Raw genomic sequence first — 15,413 nt, forward strand, 5'->3', positions numbered from 1 at the left:
TCCAGTGTCACCGTCCGAAATCGCGTCCCCGGCCTACACCACTAGCAAGCCAGCTCAGCACAGTTCTGCGGCCAACACCCCGGCCGCAACCAACAGTAACAGCACTCCGAAAGCCAAGGTCAACGCGAATTCCGGAACTTTGCGTGAAGCCGGAGCCCCAATCAAACCCCCCAACATGGAAGCCATCGCAAAGGCTATAACCGCCGGCCACTGCACGACCAGGGGCGTGCCAATTCGGGACAGCAACCCGGTAATCGAGGCCAACAGCATCACTAGCAAAGACGTGGCCGAGGCTTCTCGGATATTGAAACGCAGCACCAAAACCAGCATCGGCACCACGATAAAACCGCCACCCACCCCGAAAAAACCAGTCAACAGTCCCGTGAAACTCGCCGCCGTCAACAGTCCTATCCAACCGCAGACCTGGGCTTGGCTCCGCTGCCTTGGTTCGACCGCGCCGTTTATTGTGTTGTCTGTTGTGTCGGCGGCGGCGCCGCCTGTGCCGCCAGCATTAGCGTCGCGCCCGCTCCCAGCCACCGCCTCGCCATTCACAGCTTCCTCAGTTGCTGCCGCACCATTGCCACCACTCCCCCGCTGCGCAGTTCTAGCGCTCTGCCACGCTTTCCACAGCATCACCATGCCTACCATCACCAGCAATACCCCAAACAGCAGCATCAACACCCATCCGCTGACCCAAAACGATAGCCGTGAGCCCAAAAGTGTTGCCAGCGTGGAACACAGGCCGAAAATTAGCCCATCTTTCCACCGCACTCGATGTTCCCATGTCCGGGGAATCAAGGAAATCAGGGCGGTGGCGCCCACAATAATCAGCGACCCCGCCCCGGCGGCGTGCGGGTTTTGCCCCAGCAGATACACCAGCGCCGGCACCGACAAAATTCCCCCGCCGGCTCCGAGCGCACCGACAATGCAGCCAACACCGAGCCCTATCACCAAGGCTAGAAGCAGGGATTCCATGGTTCTTCTTTCTTTCTCGACTATTTTCCCATCACCGCGTCTGCCGCACTACCTTCCGCAGTGCGGCTCGCAGGGAAGGCTTCATGAGGCGCCAGCCCCATTGACGCTTCTTTGGGATTCCTGGCTGGCCATCAAAGACTGCGCCATGGTCAATAAATCCGGCATAATATGATTGTAAAATGCCTTGTAACCAGGGCAAAGATAGTTTTGGGCTGACCCCTCATGAACCCCCACAAAACGATCCTTGGGACACCCGCCGTTACACAGTCGTAAAAATGGGCAACGTCGACACTCGACCGGCAGTTCCTGGTTTTTTTTGGCGGCAAAACGCCGCATCATCGACCCGTGCGCCAATGACCAGAAGTCCGTCTCGGCAATATTGCCCACCAGCCAATCCGGCTCCACCCAGTGGTCACAGGCATAAACATCGCCGTTAAATTCCAAGGCAAAGTTATTGCCGCATTGCGGGGCGTGGACGCACACCGAGTATTGCCCGAACAGCGCTCCCAGAGCGGCATCGAAGTCCTGGACGAAAACCTGCCCGACATCGCGGCGTTTCCACTCGTCAAAAATCGTGTTCAAAAAACGCCCGTAGCGCTCCGGCGTGGTGGAACGCGAAGTGACCGCATCACCTTTTTGCTGGTAGAGAATCTGGGTTTTATCGTTTCCCTTCCCCAGCCAACCGTCACGTTCAACCCGCGCCAACGCCGCCGCATCCACCCGCTCCACAATGGGAATGAACTGCAGGAACTCCGCGCCCAAAGTATCGCGAAAATACCGATACACCTCCAGCGGGTGCGACTCGTTCCCGTTATGTACGGTACACAGGATATTGCATCGCACCCCACGTTCTTGCAACAGTTGCCACCCGCGCACCACCATATTATGAGTCCCGCGCCCGCCCCGGTTCACCCGATAGGTGTCGTGCAGCTCGGCAGGACCGTCAAGGGACACCCCCACCAGCACATCGTTATCCGCCAAGAATCGCGCCCAGTCCTGGTCTATCAAGGTGGCATTGGTTTGCATCGCGTGGGTAACCCGTTGACGGGGACGGCGATATTTTTCGCACAGTTCCAACAGTTTTTCATAAAAAGGCAGTCCCCGCAGGGTGGGCTCCCCGCCTTGCCATATCATCGTGACTTCGCCATCGGGACTGGCCGCGAGGTATTCCTGGACGTATCCGTCCAGCGTCTCGAGGCTCATCTGTTGACGTTTTGTGTGGTACAGCAGTTCTTTGGACAGGAAAAAACAGTATTGACAGTTCAGGTTACACGCCGCCCCGGTAGGTTTCGCAACGACTGAAAACGCCAGCTGCCGGCGCTTTTGTGTCCGTGAGGGCACGGCAGCAGCGCGCGGGTTACGCGCTGCGGTCACTGGAGTGGCGGATGGAGCAGCGGCGGGTCGGGTCAGGGTTGGGGTTGAGGTTGGGGTGGTCATCATTTCTCCTGTTCATGAGGTGCCAGTTGGGATTTCACGGGTGTTGCCGGGCGTTGCCTGATCTCAGCATCCGGCAACACCCGGCAGTCCCCACCAGCAACACTATTTCGCGATTTCGTCCCAATCGGATTTAGCGGTACTGACCAGGGGAATATCGAAATCAGTCATGGCTGCCATCCATTTCGCGAAAGCGCTGTCCCCGCGTTCTTTGAGCTGGATATAGAGCTCACATGCCATCTGGCGGCGGATTTCGTCATAGGCTGGGGCGGCATAGACATTGTTCATCTCGTCCGGGTCGCGTTTCAGGTCATACAGTTCGTTGATGGATTCATGAGACACAATCAACTTGTAGTCATCGTTTCGCAACATCCGCTGTTGCACCGGGAAGTGCAGGCCGTGGAATTCGCAGACGATGTCTTGGCGCCAATCAGCTTCGGGCTTGCCGGCCGCCAGGCGTACCAGAGATTTGCCATCCTCGACCTGGCTGGTGTCACCCCCTGCGATATCAATAATCGTTGCTGTTAGGTCAAGCAGATTGACATATTCACGGCAACGATTACCGTGGGTCAGTCCAGGAATACGCACTATGAACGGAATACGATAGATTTCATCGTACATAGCCGGTCCTTTATCGTTTAGCCGGTGCGAACCGGTGAATTCGCCGTGATCGGCACAGAAGAACATGGCGGTGTCATCCATCAAATCCAGTTCCCGTACCACTTCAAGGATGCGCCCAATCTCGAAGTCAATCATGGCGACATACCCCCAATACACCGCAATCAGTTTGCGCCACTGGTCATTATTAAAGCTGGAGGTGGACCAGTAAGTGGCGTAATTTTGCTGAATCGGAGGCTTGCCTACCAGGGTATCCCCAAAGTTCTTGGGCAAAACAATGGATTCGGGGTCAATCAAGTCAAACCACTCATCGGGCAGGAAATACGGCAGATGCGGACCAAAGAAATGCACATCAAGGCTAAAGGGCTTATCCGATTCCCGGTAGTCCTTGGCATATTGACGCAGTTTGGCGATGGAAACATCAGCAATGAATCGCTCAAAGGTGGCTTCTTCGGGTTGGTCGAGCCGGGCGGCAATGATATGCCCGTCCCGATTACCCGGCAGTTTCCCACGCCAAATATCGTGGGCTTTCACGGGTGGCAGGTGGTTTTCTTCCAACCACGCGGTGTACTTCTCGTTATTGACCGGATTTTCTGCCCCCCAATAAGTATCATCGTCACAACCGAACTTGTCGGGAAGGTTAGTGCCACAGTGATACTTACCCACCATACCCACGTTGTACCCATCGTCGCGCAGTTGCTGAGTGTAAGTCCAATCATCCTCGGGAATCGCGGTGGAGTAGGCGATATTCCACTCCGGATTCGCCAAGGTTAGGTGTTTGAAAGGCAGCTTGCCGGTCAGCATCGAAGAACGCGCCGGAGTACAGATAGCAGTAGGTGTGAAGCCTTTTTCAAAAATACAGCCATCTGCCGCCAAAGAGTCAATGTTTGGGGTTTGGGCGTTTTCATTGCCCAGACATCCCAGGGTGTCAATCCGGTGTTGGTCGGTCATGAAATTGATAATGTTATGCACATTACTTGGCATAAGTGAGTTGTTTTCGCTCATTTTCTTTCCTTTGGTTAGTAAATTTGGTTCACTCTGTTGGGTTGTATAAATTCACGAGGTGCCATTGGCTATTTACCCATGTCCTCTAAGGATTTACCTTTGGTTTCCTGTACGTACTTTTTGGTGAAAATCACGGCCAGAACCCCAAAGAAGCAGTAAATCCAATAAGTGGCGGACGGCGACCAGCTAACTAGGTAGGGGAACAGCAGCACCACTAGCAGGTTAAAGAAGAAATCCGCTCCGGCCGACAGCGACATAGCACTGCCACGTATCTGGTTGGGGAACATCTCGCCCATCAGTACGGAAAAGATTGGTCCCCAAGATGATGTGAAGCCCAGCAGGAACAGGCACAGCGAAGCAACCGCCAGGAAGCCCAGTATCGGGCTGGAGCTGATATCCGAACCGTTTTTTCCGGTCGGTGCTACCAAAAATACCGTAGCGACGGTACCCAAGGCGATGAACATCAGGGTACCGCCGTAAATCAGCATATTCTTGCGCCCCACCCGGTCAACCAGCAAAATCCCGGTGGTCACGCCCACAATTTTGAAAACACTCAAAATCAGGGTTTGCAAAAAGGCGGCCGATTCAGGGATTCCCACGGCCTCGAAGAGCATATTGGAATAGAAGAATATCCCGTTGGTGCCGGTCAGTTGCTGGAAGGCTGCAATCGCCATACCTACCATCACCAAGGTGCGCCACTTGGATTTCAGTACGGCAAGTATTCCGAGGGTAGCATTTTGTCCTCCCAGAGAGTCTTGGATTTCTCGGATTTTCCCAGAAATATCATTTTGTCCGGTTAACTTACGTAAAACTTTGTCGGCTTCTTCCAGCCGGTTCTTGACCACCAGGTAGCGCGGGGATTCCGGAATCAAGGGGGTCAGAATCATATAGACCAAGGCTGGCACCAACAGGCACAGGAACATTACCTGCCAGGCTTTCAAGCCAAGGAAAACCGCAGCAGTGGAATCCCCAGCCACCTTAGTGGCAATCAGGTTGACAATAGCTGCCGAAAACAAGCCCAGAATAATGGCCAACTGTCGAAAGGAAATCAAGCGTCCACGGATTCTTTCCGGCGAAATCTCGGCTACATAGCCGGGAGCGACGGTGGTGGCTGAGCCGAAGCCCATGCCGCCAATCACGCGGCACAGCAGCAGGAAGGGGTATCCACCTAACCAGGGGCTGAGCGCCCCGAATATGGCTTCAAACAGCAGAGCGGGACCGACCAGAATCAGCACCCCGCGCCGTCCGATGTGATCGGACAGTCGTCCGGCGATGCTAGCTCCTATCAGGCCTCCGATAATCCCGGCGGCTCCGGCCACGCCTTTGGCAAAAACATTCAGGTTAAACTCGCTGCCGACGGCTCGGATGGCACCGTTTAGCACCATGCCTTCAAAGCCGTAAAACAGCGGCCCCAGGGTCACAATCAGCGCCAGTATGGTAACATACCGCTCTACTTTCTTCTGCGGCGGCGAGGATACAGGTACATAGTCCATCTTGTCTCTCCTTTGAGTGTTGGGTGACGGATAACGTTAATGGTGTCCCCATCTTACCATTATGTAATGGTTCCTTACAAGTAGTTGCTCGAGGATTTTACTCTCATATTCCACTCCCTTCTGGCGATAGGATAGCTAGGTGGAAAACGACAAATACACGGGGGATTCATGACCAAGTCAACTAGAATTTCCACGCCAGACGCAGAGCTAAGTAAATCCACAGCCGATATTCGAGCACGCAACGTGTGGTCTATTTTCCGAGCGCTTTTCCCCCGCAACTGTTTATCCCGAGCCGAACTAGGGCGACGTATCGGGGTTTCCCGCATGGCAATTGGGGAAATTACCAAGGAAATGTGTGACACTCGTATCCTGACCACAACCGGCTTGGACGCCCGCCCTGGTCGCGGTAAACGCTCCACCATGCTGGCTATCGACACTTCGTATTGGCGCCTGATTGGTATTGACCTGTCTCAGCCCTATGTGCTGGTTGGCGCTCTGCTGGACTTGGTGGGTAATGTAAGCGAGCGAACCGAAATCGTTCACGATGATTCTTATGACAGCCGCGCCAGTGACATAATCGCCCTGGCCAGACGGCTCCAAAAACAATCCACCTCCCCCATCTTGGGGGTGGTAATTACAGTTCCTGGTATCGTCGACGCTAGCGGAACCGTGCTGCTATCGATACGCCTGGGCTGGAAGAATCTCCCCCTCCAGACGATAGTTCAGGATGCCTTGCAGCTGCCAGTATTAGCCGGCAACACTATCAATGCCACCCTCGCTGCGGAGCATTCCAACCGAGCTTTTACCGATAATTCGATGCTGGTAAAAATCGGAATGGGGGTGGGTGCCGGCTTGTACATCAACGGGGAAATCGTACGGGGCGACAGTTTTGCGGCCGGCGAAATCGGCCACATAACCGTCCAAACCTCTCAGGCCAACGGCTCGGAATGCGGTTGTGGCAAAACCGGATGCCTGGAAACCTTTGTCAGCGATAAGTCGATTCGGGCGCGCCTCGCCGCCGCGCCCGAACGGCGCACCGAAATCCTTTCCGAGGCGGGACAAATCCTCGGGCAGACGCTGGCCATGACGGTGGGACTGCTGGATTTGCGCAATATTTATATCGACGGGCAACCTGACCTGGTGGGTAACACCTTCTTGGATGCCTTGCAACAGGTTCTCGACCACGCGCTCACATCTGAATACCGTCGGGTACCCGAGGTGTGTCGCTGTCAGCAGCTCCCCGACCGTCCCCTCAAAGGTCAGACACTCCTCGCTCTGCCCACACTGCTACCCACCGTGCGGACACATTTTCAGGTTCTGAGCAATTCTCAATAACATCGCCACAGGTTAAAGCGTTATCTTGATATCGAGATACCTGTATTTTAGGAAAATGCGTCCACACCAACTGTAGTAACCCTAAATATCCCCACCCGGATTCAAGTTCACACTACACTCACTCTCGCTGGCAAAATTTTCGCGGCTTCACCCGAATCACGAGATTTCGGGAGTGAGAACCATTCACATTTATGTGTGCCATAGGACATATGAAAATTTGGACATACGTGGTAGCATAAATTCCGTCAATATCGAGCTTCCCCAATCGGGAAAAAAGGAGAATATTCCGATGGCTTGTTTCTTAGTTCCCGCTGCTGAGGCAGTGGTGATTACGGCCGTTAAAGCCGGCCTCGAAAAAAGCGCCGCCGCAAACAGCGACCCCACCCAAACCAAGCGCCGCCTGGAACTGGTGCAAAAAATTTCCTGGCTGGCGAATCTGCTGTGGGGCGGGGCGGTTTTACTAGCCTTTGAACACCTGTGGCACAACGAGGTCGTACCCTGGTTCCCCTTCCTTACCGCCGCCGCCGACCCGGGAGACACCGCGCAAATGCTGCACGAAATGTCAACTGTGGGAGTCACCATGGCAGTGCTGGTCACGGTCGTGTGGGGCGGAGCCGTAGTGGCCACCAACGCGATTCGTCGCCGCTCCCATACCGAAGCCTAGGCCGGCGATAATCCCGAAACCACCCTAAAAGAAGGAAAAAACATGACCTTGCTGATTACTGTTATCGCCGCGATTATCGCCACTGCCGTGTGGTACGCCCACGCCCCGCAGTCCCAGATGCGCGTTGGGATGCTGGCCTGGATGTATTGGGGGGCAGCGATTATGTGGTTCGTAGACGCGATTTTCGAATACGTCGAAGACCCCAAGGGCTACTTCACCCCCCAGCCCGTGGAAATGCTCAATGACACCTATCTGGGGCTGTCGGTACTGGCGCTGGGTGGCATTATCTGGATTGTGACCTTGCTGGTCACCGACCCGCGTGGTGTGGTGGCTAAAACCATGAACGCCCTGATCGAAACAAAGCTCGCGAAAAACACGACAAGTGCCGACCAGACCCCCGCTGCGATGCCACAGGCGTAACCCGCATATCGACACCGTTATTAGTGGAGCCGCCTAGGACGGCAATGTTTTGCCATTCTAGGCGCAACGCTTTGGACGTCGAGGCCACAACCGGGCGCGTGGGCTGGCCTCTCAAACCGCCCTGATAGGCTGGATTTATGCACGAGTTAGCACTGGCGCGTTCGATTTTTCGGATTGCTGACCGGGCGGCGGCAGGTCGCGCGGTCAGCACGATTTACCTTGACGTGGGGGTGTTGCGTCAGGTTGTGCCGGACGCGTTAGATTTTGCGTGGGGGTGCATGAGTCGCCAGTCCGAGAATCTCGCGAGGTCGAAACTGCGGATTAATCTGGTTTCCGCAGTAATAACCTGCGAGGAATGCGGGGCTGACACCCCGATTGACGACAATCTTATCTTTGCGTGTGCCACTTGCAATTCCACGCGCTATCACGTGAAAACCGGGGAAGAATTCATCCTCACCGAGATGGATGTATCCTAACTGGCACCTCGTGAACCCGCGAGAAAGAAACCAGAAACAGTGTTAAACTAAACAAGAGTAAATGTAACCTCAGCAAAGGAGCCAACAATGGGACGCTTTCACCGTCACGACGACGACACTCACACTCACGAACACAGCCATGTCCTTGCCGATGGCACCGTAGTGACACACACTCACGAACACAGCCACGATGATGGGCACCACGATGGACATCATTCGCACGAGCACGAACATGAGCACGAACATTCCGGCCACGATGTCCACGAAGAATACGGCGATCATTCCGGCTATCAAACCGGTGCCGAACGAGTGAGCGTTTTAGAAGATATTTTCGCCGAAAACGACGAGCTAGCCGAACAAAACCGGGGCGACCTCGACCGTAACGGGGTGAAAGCCGTGAACCTGATGTCCTCGCCGGGCTCCGGGAAAACCGAGTTGCTGGTGGCGACGCTGCGGGCGCTCCAGGGCGAGACACGTATTGGCATTATCGAGGGCGATATTGAAACCGATTTGGATGCGCAGCGCATGGACGGACTTGGAGCCCAGATTTCGGTGTTGAACACCGCCGCCGGATTTGGGGGGGAATGCCACTTAGATGCCCCGATGGTCGCCCACGCCCTGGAACGACTGGATTTGAGCCGGCTGGATTTGTTGATGATCGAAAACGTGGGCAACCTGGTATGCCCGGCCGAGTTCGAAGTCGGAGCCCACTTGCGTGCTATGGTATATTCGGTTACGGAAGGCGAGGACAAACCGAAGAAATACCCCGTTATGTTCCGGGCGGTGTCCTGTGTGGTGGTAAACAAAATCGACTTGCTGCCATACCTCGATTTCGATATGGAGCTGTTTAGGCGCAATCTGCACGAGGTAAACCCGGATGCCACTGTCATCGAGCTCAGCGCGAAAACCGGGCAAGGTGTCGACACCTGGGTTCAGTGGCTGCGGGAAAACGCCTTGCCAGGCAAAAAAACCTGCTCCTAAACAGCCCCTATAGGAGCCTTCCCCATCCGCAGGTTGCGATTGTAAGGACATACGGGGCTTAGTTTTCTGGTTTTTCTTATACCCCGGCATGTCCTGAAACTGTTTCGCTTATCCCCACAGTATCCCCATCCCCAGAAAACAGATTTTGAATATACAATCACGTATTTTCGTTGGAATATCAAAGATATAGCGGAGGAGGGGGATTGCAGAACAATCCTTGATATTTCAAGGGAAAATACCCGCTGAAAAATTATGCTCCTAAATAGCTCCTAAAATTTGTAGCGCTCTCATTCTTACTCAACTGCCGAAACGAGCATCGGGTCGAGCATGGTAGCCATTTTTGCTAGCTGACTATCTAGATTAGCCTCGGTTTTCCCTTCCAGATTTTCTTTTTTCCGCCATGTCGCCCACCGATTTTGATACACATCCCCGTATCCATCCATGAGCCCAGCAATCGGACGGAGCTCCACTCCCCGATGACGAGCCACCGCTTTCAGCGCCGCGACTAGAGCTGACTCATCTAGTCCGGCACGATATAAATCAAGAATATCCACGTAATCCTTCCAGCGGGTTGAAGTAATGCTTCGCTCCAGAATTGTCACCACTTTCTCAGCCATAATCGCTTCAGGCGGATAGGACAACACCTGCAAAGACTCCCCCGGTTCATGCGAAATAGTTATCCATTGCGGATTAGGAACTATCGGGTCACCCGTGGAAACATCCCATGCAAACACGCCTTCCCAAGAACTAATCCGGGCGGGCATTTTCAGGCGTATCCCTGGATAATCATCGGTCTCACGAATCTCGCGAGTAGTCAAACGTTCCGGGTTGAAAACCACCCCGTCACCAATATCAATCCGGGCGATACTTGTGGCGATGGTGCGCAGCTCTGCCGCATCCACTGTGGCAGACACCGCGTTAGAATCAATATCCTTGGTAAACCTACGTCCCGTATAGACCCCAAGCAGCAAGCCACCTTTCAGCACGAAGTCCTCACGATAGGGCGAAGCCGCTAGCCGAGCCAAAAATCCTTCCAACACATAGTGAACATAAATCTCTTGCGTAGGGGGTTGAATCCCGTCTCGCCTCGTGACCTCCCGCGCTCGCTGGCGCAATAAACCCAGAATATCCATGCTGCTTAATTTAGCGCCTCCAGAATATCCAACAGCGGACGACGTGCTCGAGGCAAACGCATCGCCAGGCGCATCAACAGTGCCCTATCCCCGCCCCGAGCCAGCAACTCATGCAAAGCCACAGTCGCAGTCTCGTAACCAACCAGGGCGCGCAATCGGAAACAATCCACCACGCTACGCTCCGGGCCATAAATTCCAATCATCCGCCCGTCACTACCAGGAATTTCTAACTCTCGGCGCTCCTCGCCGAAAGAATCTCGGTCAAAATGATGCCACGCAAGCGGACTTCTGGTCGCGGGTTTACGCGCCCCCTTCCAGATAGCCACATGCACCTGGTCGGGAATCTCGTCAGTCAAATCCCAATACGCCAACGCCGAAGTTAAACAAATCGTGGCCTCCGCGCGGCGCGTAACGGCTTCCAGCCACTCAGGCTGCATGAGGGGCATCCCCGCAGGAACGTAAATTCCCCGCGCCACCCGCTCCCACTCACCCCGAGCCAAACCGCGATACAAACTACTGCGCTTCGGCGCAAGCGCGTCCAAAACCAACACCACTCCGTCCTCTTTCACACTTCCGGGTAAAAACGTATAACTCTATTATAGAGTAGTACAGTTTTACCCAAAAAGCCTGGCACTAAACAGCCCATAGATTTCTGCTGGAGCCCGGTCAAGCAAATTACGCGCTGCGGTACTTTAAGAAGCCCAATACCAACTCATGCCTGGCCTAAATCCAGCATCTCCACTAGATTATTTTGACACGCCACCACCGGCACAGCAATAAGTGTCGTGTTGTGCTGGCAGCACTGTGATTGTTAGGACTGAGGTTACCCTGGTTTTGTGGACATCGCGGTTAGGGATTTGGTGTCTCGCTGGGAAGGGAGGTCACTATGTCTGAAGTGAGGAAAACAAGACGGAGGTTTACGCCGGAGTATCGTGTGGAGGCCGCGTGTTTGGTAGTTGAGTCGGGTAGGCCGATTGCGCATGTAGCCCAGGAACTCGGGTTAGTTGAGCAGACGTTGTGTAGGTGGGTGCATAGCTACCGACAGACTGTGGAAAACGAGCCAGATGGCGAGTTAACGGTCGATGAACGCGCCGAACTGAGACGATTACGCCGGGAGATTGAGGAACTACGCAAGGATAACGAGTTTTTGGGAAAAGCGGCCGCACAACTTCTGCGTCGAAGCGACCACCGGTGAACGGTTTGAACTGATGGCGCAGGAGTTGCGCTAACTTTGAAATCGTGCGTATGGCCAGACTCTTGGGTGTGTCTAGGTCGGGCTACTATGCCTGGGCGCATAGAAAAGCACAAGGAGTATCTAAAAGGGCTAGGAGCCAGGGCCGTGCTTGATGAGCGGGTGCGCGTGTTTCATGCCGCGTCTGACGGGGTGTACGGGGCTCCTCGGATTACAGCTGATTTACATGTTCGCAGACGCGCTTCCACGCCGCTTAGGTGATGGCTAAAACCCTACGCGGGGATTTCCCTGGCCGGGTGGTGTTCCACGCTGATCGTGGCGCCCAATACACCAGTGAGCAGATTCACAAGGTCACTAAACGACTCGGGGTTGACCAATCCATGGGACGCACCGGGGTGTGCTGGGATAACGCGATGGCTGAGTCGTTTTGGTCAACCTTGAAAAACGAGTTCTACCATCGTTTCACCTGGCCAACCAGAGCCGAGGCGAAACAAGGCGTTGCTAGAGAAAAATCCCCCACCCCCAGAAAACCCTACAATACCAACAAAAAACCCGCCCTACCAGCAGTAGGACGGGAACCGTCGCAGAGGATGGGGGATTCGGCGTGAGAATGGTTATTACGTGCGGATTTGCTTGTTTAAATCTGCAACGTGGGCTATATGAGGGCTTATGGAGCGGAAAATATGGACACTGTGGAAAGGAATTTATCCGCATAGGATACGTTCTCTAGAACTATCCTATACGGACAACTGTACAACCGAACAACTTAATGGTGTAATTAAGTGTTCCGTTGTACATAGGGGTGAGTCATGGGAAACGCTTTAGCTACGGGTCAAGGAGGGGTGGTGACTACGGCGGAAGTGACTGAGGCGGGATTTCGCCGGGAGTCCTTGGGTGACCTCGTGAATGAAGGAAAGTTAGAACGGTACAGTCGTGGGATTTACACTGTCGTTGACGAATGGCCGGACGAGATGGTGTTGTTGCAGCGGCGGTACACGCGGATGGTGTTCTCCCATGAAACCGCCCTCTATTTGCACGGGCTAGCGGATACGGCTCCGCATCGTTACACGGTGACGGTTCCCTCGGGATATAACCCCCGCAGTCTGGCGGACCAGGATTTGCAGGTTTACCGCTGCAACCGGAAATTGTATCCGTTGGGATTAACAACGACAGTCACTCCGTATGGCAATGGGGTGGCGGCGTATGACCGGGAGCGTTCATTGTGTGACCTGTTCAGGGGGCAGGACGTTGTGACGGAGCAGATAAACTTTGCCATGCGGGAATATCTGGATTCACCGGAGAAGAACTTACCAAAACTGACAGACTATGCGGCGAAACTGCGGGTTGCCGGTCGGGTTGATACCTATTTGAGGACGGTACTGTGAAGAACGTGATGCAGCTGAAAGCCCTGGTGAAGAACTACGCCAGGAAGTACGGACTCAACGAGCCTGTCACTATGCAGGTTTATATGTTGCAACGCTTGTTGGTGCGGATAGTCGCGTCGGAGTACCGGGATGATTTGGTGGTTAAGGGTGGTTTCCTGATGGGAGCCTTGGCGGGCTTCGAGGCTAGGTCAACCAAAGACCTCGACACGACCGCTTGGCATACCGCAGTGAATGAAGAATCCGTGCGGCTGATGTTTACCGAGATTTGCGGTGTGGATGGTGGAGACGGGATTACTTTCAAAGTTGAGGGTATCAAAACCATTACTGAACAACGCCGCTACCACGGAGTCAAAGTGAATCTGGTTGCGGTTTACGAGGGGATGCGGGTTCCTTTGTCGGTTGATGTCACTGCTGGTGACCCGATAACACCAAATCCGGTGAAACGGGTATTCCCGCTGATGCTGGAAGGCGAGGTCGTGGAAGCCTGGTCTTACCCCACCGAAACGGTGCTGGCAGAGAAGCTGGAAACAGTTCTGTCACGGGGAACCGCCACCAGCAGGGCGAAAGACTTTTACGACCTTTACGTGATTGCTTCCATTCCGGATTCTTACCTGAGTTGCACATATTTGTAGCATATGGCGTGTTTTTTGGGGTGTTTGTGCTGGTGGTGGGGTTTTGGGTTGGTGGTTTTGGGTCACTAATTGGTGGTGGTGTTTTTGGTTAGACTAGGGTTATGTCGCCTTTTTTGCGTAAAGTGAGAACGGCCTCGGGTGCTGTGGCGGTACAGATAGTGGAAAAGCAAGGTCGGGTGAACCGGGTTTTGAAGCATCTTGGTTCGGCTCATGATGAGGCTAAACTCGCGGTTTTACTTGAGATAGGGCGCAAAGAGCTGCGTCCTGGGTAGCTGGAATTCGATTTCAATTCCCTGGATACCGGTTTTTGTTCTACGCCGAAAGTGCAGCATCAGTCATCAGCACTACTGTGGGCGGTGCTCCGGGGGGCGTATCGGGCTGTTGGGTTCGACCAGGCTATAGACGATAGCGTGTTTGAGCAGTTGGTTTTGGCTCGTATTGTGGAGCCTGCGTCTAAGTCGGATACGATACGGATTCTTGGGGAACTCGGTGTTGAGGTGGCGCATCGTAATACTTTCAATAACTGTCTACAACGCTGCGCGGGGCGGGATTATCGTTCTCGGTTGGCTGAGGCCTGCTTCACACACGCTTCGAGGTCTGGTGACCTTTCTTTGGTTTTGTATGATGTGACTACCCTGTATTTCGAGGCTGAATGTGAGGACGAGGACAGCGGGGAAAACCAGGGCTTGCGTAAAGTTGGTTACTCGAAAGAAAGACGTGTTGACCCCCAGATTGTGGTCGGCCTGCTGGTAGACCGTAGCGGGTTCCCCCTGGAAATAGGGTGTTTCGAGGGTAACAAGGCTGAAACCAAAACCCTTCTGCCGGTTATCAAAGGGTTCCAAGACCGTCACGGCCTGGATTCTTTCGTTGTGGTAGCCGATGCGGGCATGCTCAGCAACGAGAACCTCAAGGCTCTGGACGCAGCCGGATTCAAATTCATTGTCGGTTCTAGGCAAACCAAAGCACCCCATGATTTAGAGTCGCATTTTTATTGGAACGGAGACTACTTCGCCGACGGCCAGATTATCGACACGGTCACACCCCGGCATGCCAACAGTAAAGTCAACAACAAGAAGCTGAAGGTCGAACCCGTATGGAACCCTACGATGGGCACGTCGTGGCGGGCGGTGTGGCAGTACTCCGCGAAACGCGCCAGGAGAGACTCTGTTACCTTAGAGGCGCAGCGTCGTCGCGCCCTAGACGCGGTAGACGGGATAAAACCCGCACGTCGACCCAGGTTCGTCAAAACCACTCGTAGTGGCTGTAGTTTTGATGAGAAAGCCTTTGAACGCGCCCAGAAACTCGAAGGACTTAAAGGCTACGTCACAAACCTTCCCGCCACGTTGATGCCCGCAACAGAGGTTATCGACTCGTATCACGAACTGTGGCACGTGGAACAATCCTTCCGCATGTCGAAAACCGACCTGCGAGCACGCCCGATATTCCACCGGCAAAAAGACGCTATCGAAGCTCACTTGACCATCGTCATGGCCGCCCTCGCCGTATCCCGGTATTTGTACCAAAAGACCGGAATAACACCCAAAAAACTCGTCCGAACCCTACGACCCCTCCGGGAAATCACCATAAGCCTACCCGGAGGACAGCAAATCACAGCCCAACCAGAAATCAACCCCGAAACCCAGAAAATCCTAAACAAGCTGGGTCACTAA

General features: G+C 54.2%; 14 protein-coding genes and 2 pseudogenes. 10 read left to right on the forward strand and 6 right to left on the reverse strand.

From position 1 onward, the window contains the following. Positions 1–54: 54 nt before the first annotated feature. The 4 genes from F4555_RS08645 to F4555_RS08660 all read right to left on the reverse strand — a co-directional run bounded on the left by F4555_RS08645 (position 55) and on the right by F4555_RS08660 (position 5,525). Entirely contained in the window at positions 55–975 is a 921-nt protein-coding gene (locus F4555_RS08645) for a sulfite exporter TauE/SafE family protein (protein ID WP_103758688.1), read from the reverse strand. Positions 976–1,056: 81 nt separating this feature from the next. Further along, positions 1,057–2,349, reverse strand: coding sequence for an anaerobic sulfatase maturase (locus tag F4555_RS08650; RefSeq protein WP_368656363.1), 1,293 nt, complete (start codon positions 2,347–2,349; stop codon positions 1,057–1,059). Positions 2,350–2,514: 165 nt separating this feature from the next. After that, positions 2,515–4,032 (reverse strand): sulfatase family protein, encoded by a 1,518-nt coding sequence (locus F4555_RS08655; RefSeq protein WP_115325783.1) that lies wholly within the window; start codon positions 4,030–4,032, stop codon positions 2,515–2,517. A gap of 68 nt (positions 4,033–4,100) precedes the next feature. After that, a complete protein-coding gene (locus F4555_RS08660) occupies positions 4,101–5,525 on the reverse strand; it encodes a sugar porter family MFS transporter (protein ID WP_115325782.1) in 1,425 nt (474 codons plus the stop codon). 168 nt (positions 5,526–5,693) lie between these two features. On the opposite strand from F4555_RS08660, the gene F4555_RS08665 reads away from it, so the two are divergent. The 5 genes from F4555_RS08665 (at position 5,694) to hypB (ending at position 9,401) form a co-directional block, all read left to right on the forward strand. Then, positions 5,694–6,860, forward strand: coding sequence for an ROK family protein (locus tag F4555_RS08665; RefSeq protein ID WP_004016128.1), 1,167 nt, complete (start codon positions 5,694–5,696; stop codon positions 6,858–6,860). A 289-nt stretch (positions 6,861–7,149) separates the two neighbouring features. After that, entirely contained in the window at positions 7,150–7,524 is a 375-nt protein-coding gene (locus F4555_RS08670; RefSeq protein ID WP_004015452.1) for a hypothetical protein, read from the forward strand. Positions 7,525–7,566: 42 nt separating this feature from the next. Then, positions 7,567–7,944 (forward strand): hypothetical protein, encoded by a 378-nt coding sequence (locus F4555_RS08675; RefSeq protein ID WP_004013806.1) that lies wholly within the window; start codon positions 7,567–7,569, stop codon positions 7,942–7,944. Positions 7,945–8,081: 137 nt separating this feature from the next. Further along, on the forward strand, positions 8,082–8,420 hold the full coding sequence (locus F4555_RS08680; RefSeq protein ID WP_004015451.1) for a hydrogenase maturation nickel metallochaperone HypA/HybF: 339 nt from the start codon (positions 8,082–8,084) through the stop codon (positions 8,418–8,420). Between the two features lie 87 nt (positions 8,421–8,507). Continuing rightward, entirely contained in the window at positions 8,508–9,401 is an 894-nt protein-coding gene (gene hypB / locus F4555_RS08685) for a hydrogenase nickel incorporation protein HypB (protein ID WP_004016124.1), read from the forward strand. A gap of 293 nt (positions 9,402–9,694) precedes the next feature. On the opposite strand, the gene F4555_RS08690 is transcribed toward hypB, so the two are convergent. Both F4555_RS08690 and F4555_RS08695 read right to left on the reverse strand, forming a co-directional pair. Continuing rightward, entirely contained in the window at positions 9,695–10,534 is an 840-nt protein-coding gene (locus F4555_RS08690) for a nucleotidyl transferase AbiEii/AbiGii toxin family protein (protein ID WP_115325781.1), read from the reverse strand. Positions 10,535–10,539: 5 nt separating this feature from the next. Next, the gene (locus tag F4555_RS08695) at positions 10,540–11,103 is read right to left on the reverse strand and encodes a type IV toxin-antitoxin system AbiEi family antitoxin domain-containing protein (RefSeq protein WP_004013802.1); all 564 of its coding nucleotides are present in this window, start codon (positions 11,101–11,103) and stop codon (positions 10,540–10,542) included. Positions 11,104–11,420: 317 nt separating this feature from the next. On the opposite strand from F4555_RS08695, the gene F4555_RS08700 reads away from it, so the two are divergent. The 5 genes and pseudogenes from F4555_RS08700 to F4555_RS08720 all read left to right on the forward strand — a co-directional run bounded on the left by F4555_RS08700 (position 11,421) and on the right by F4555_RS08720 (position 15,413). Further along, on the forward strand, positions 11,421–11,729 hold the full coding sequence (locus F4555_RS08700; protein ID WP_004013801.1) for a transposase: 309 nt from the start codon (positions 11,421–11,423) through the stop codon (positions 11,727–11,729). 257 nt (positions 11,730–11,986) lie between these two features. Next, positions 11,987–12,229, forward strand: a pseudogene (locus F4555_RS08705) (integrase core domain-containing protein); the annotation flags it as partial. Between the two features lie 306 nt (positions 12,230–12,535). Then, a complete protein-coding gene (locus tag F4555_RS08710; RefSeq protein ID WP_115325780.1) occupies positions 12,536–13,111 on the forward strand; it encodes a type IV toxin-antitoxin system AbiEi family antitoxin domain-containing protein in 576 nt (191 codons plus the stop codon). Continuing rightward, positions 13,108–13,743: a nucleotidyl transferase AbiEii/AbiGii toxin family protein gene (locus tag F4555_RS08715; RefSeq protein ID WP_255312852.1), complete on the forward strand. Its 636-nt coding sequence runs from the start codon at positions 13,108–13,110 to the stop codon at positions 13,741–13,743. The genes F4555_RS08710 and F4555_RS08715 overlap by 4 nt, the downstream gene beginning before the upstream one ends. Positions 13,744–13,844: 101 nt before the next feature. Then, positions 13,845–15,413, forward strand: a pseudogene (locus F4555_RS08720) (IS1634 family transposase).

Source organism: Mobiluncus mulieris, assembly GCF_014204735.1.
Taxonomy (GTDB): domain Bacteria; phylum Actinomycetota; class Actinomycetes; order Actinomycetales; family Actinomycetaceae; genus Mobiluncus; species Mobiluncus mulieris.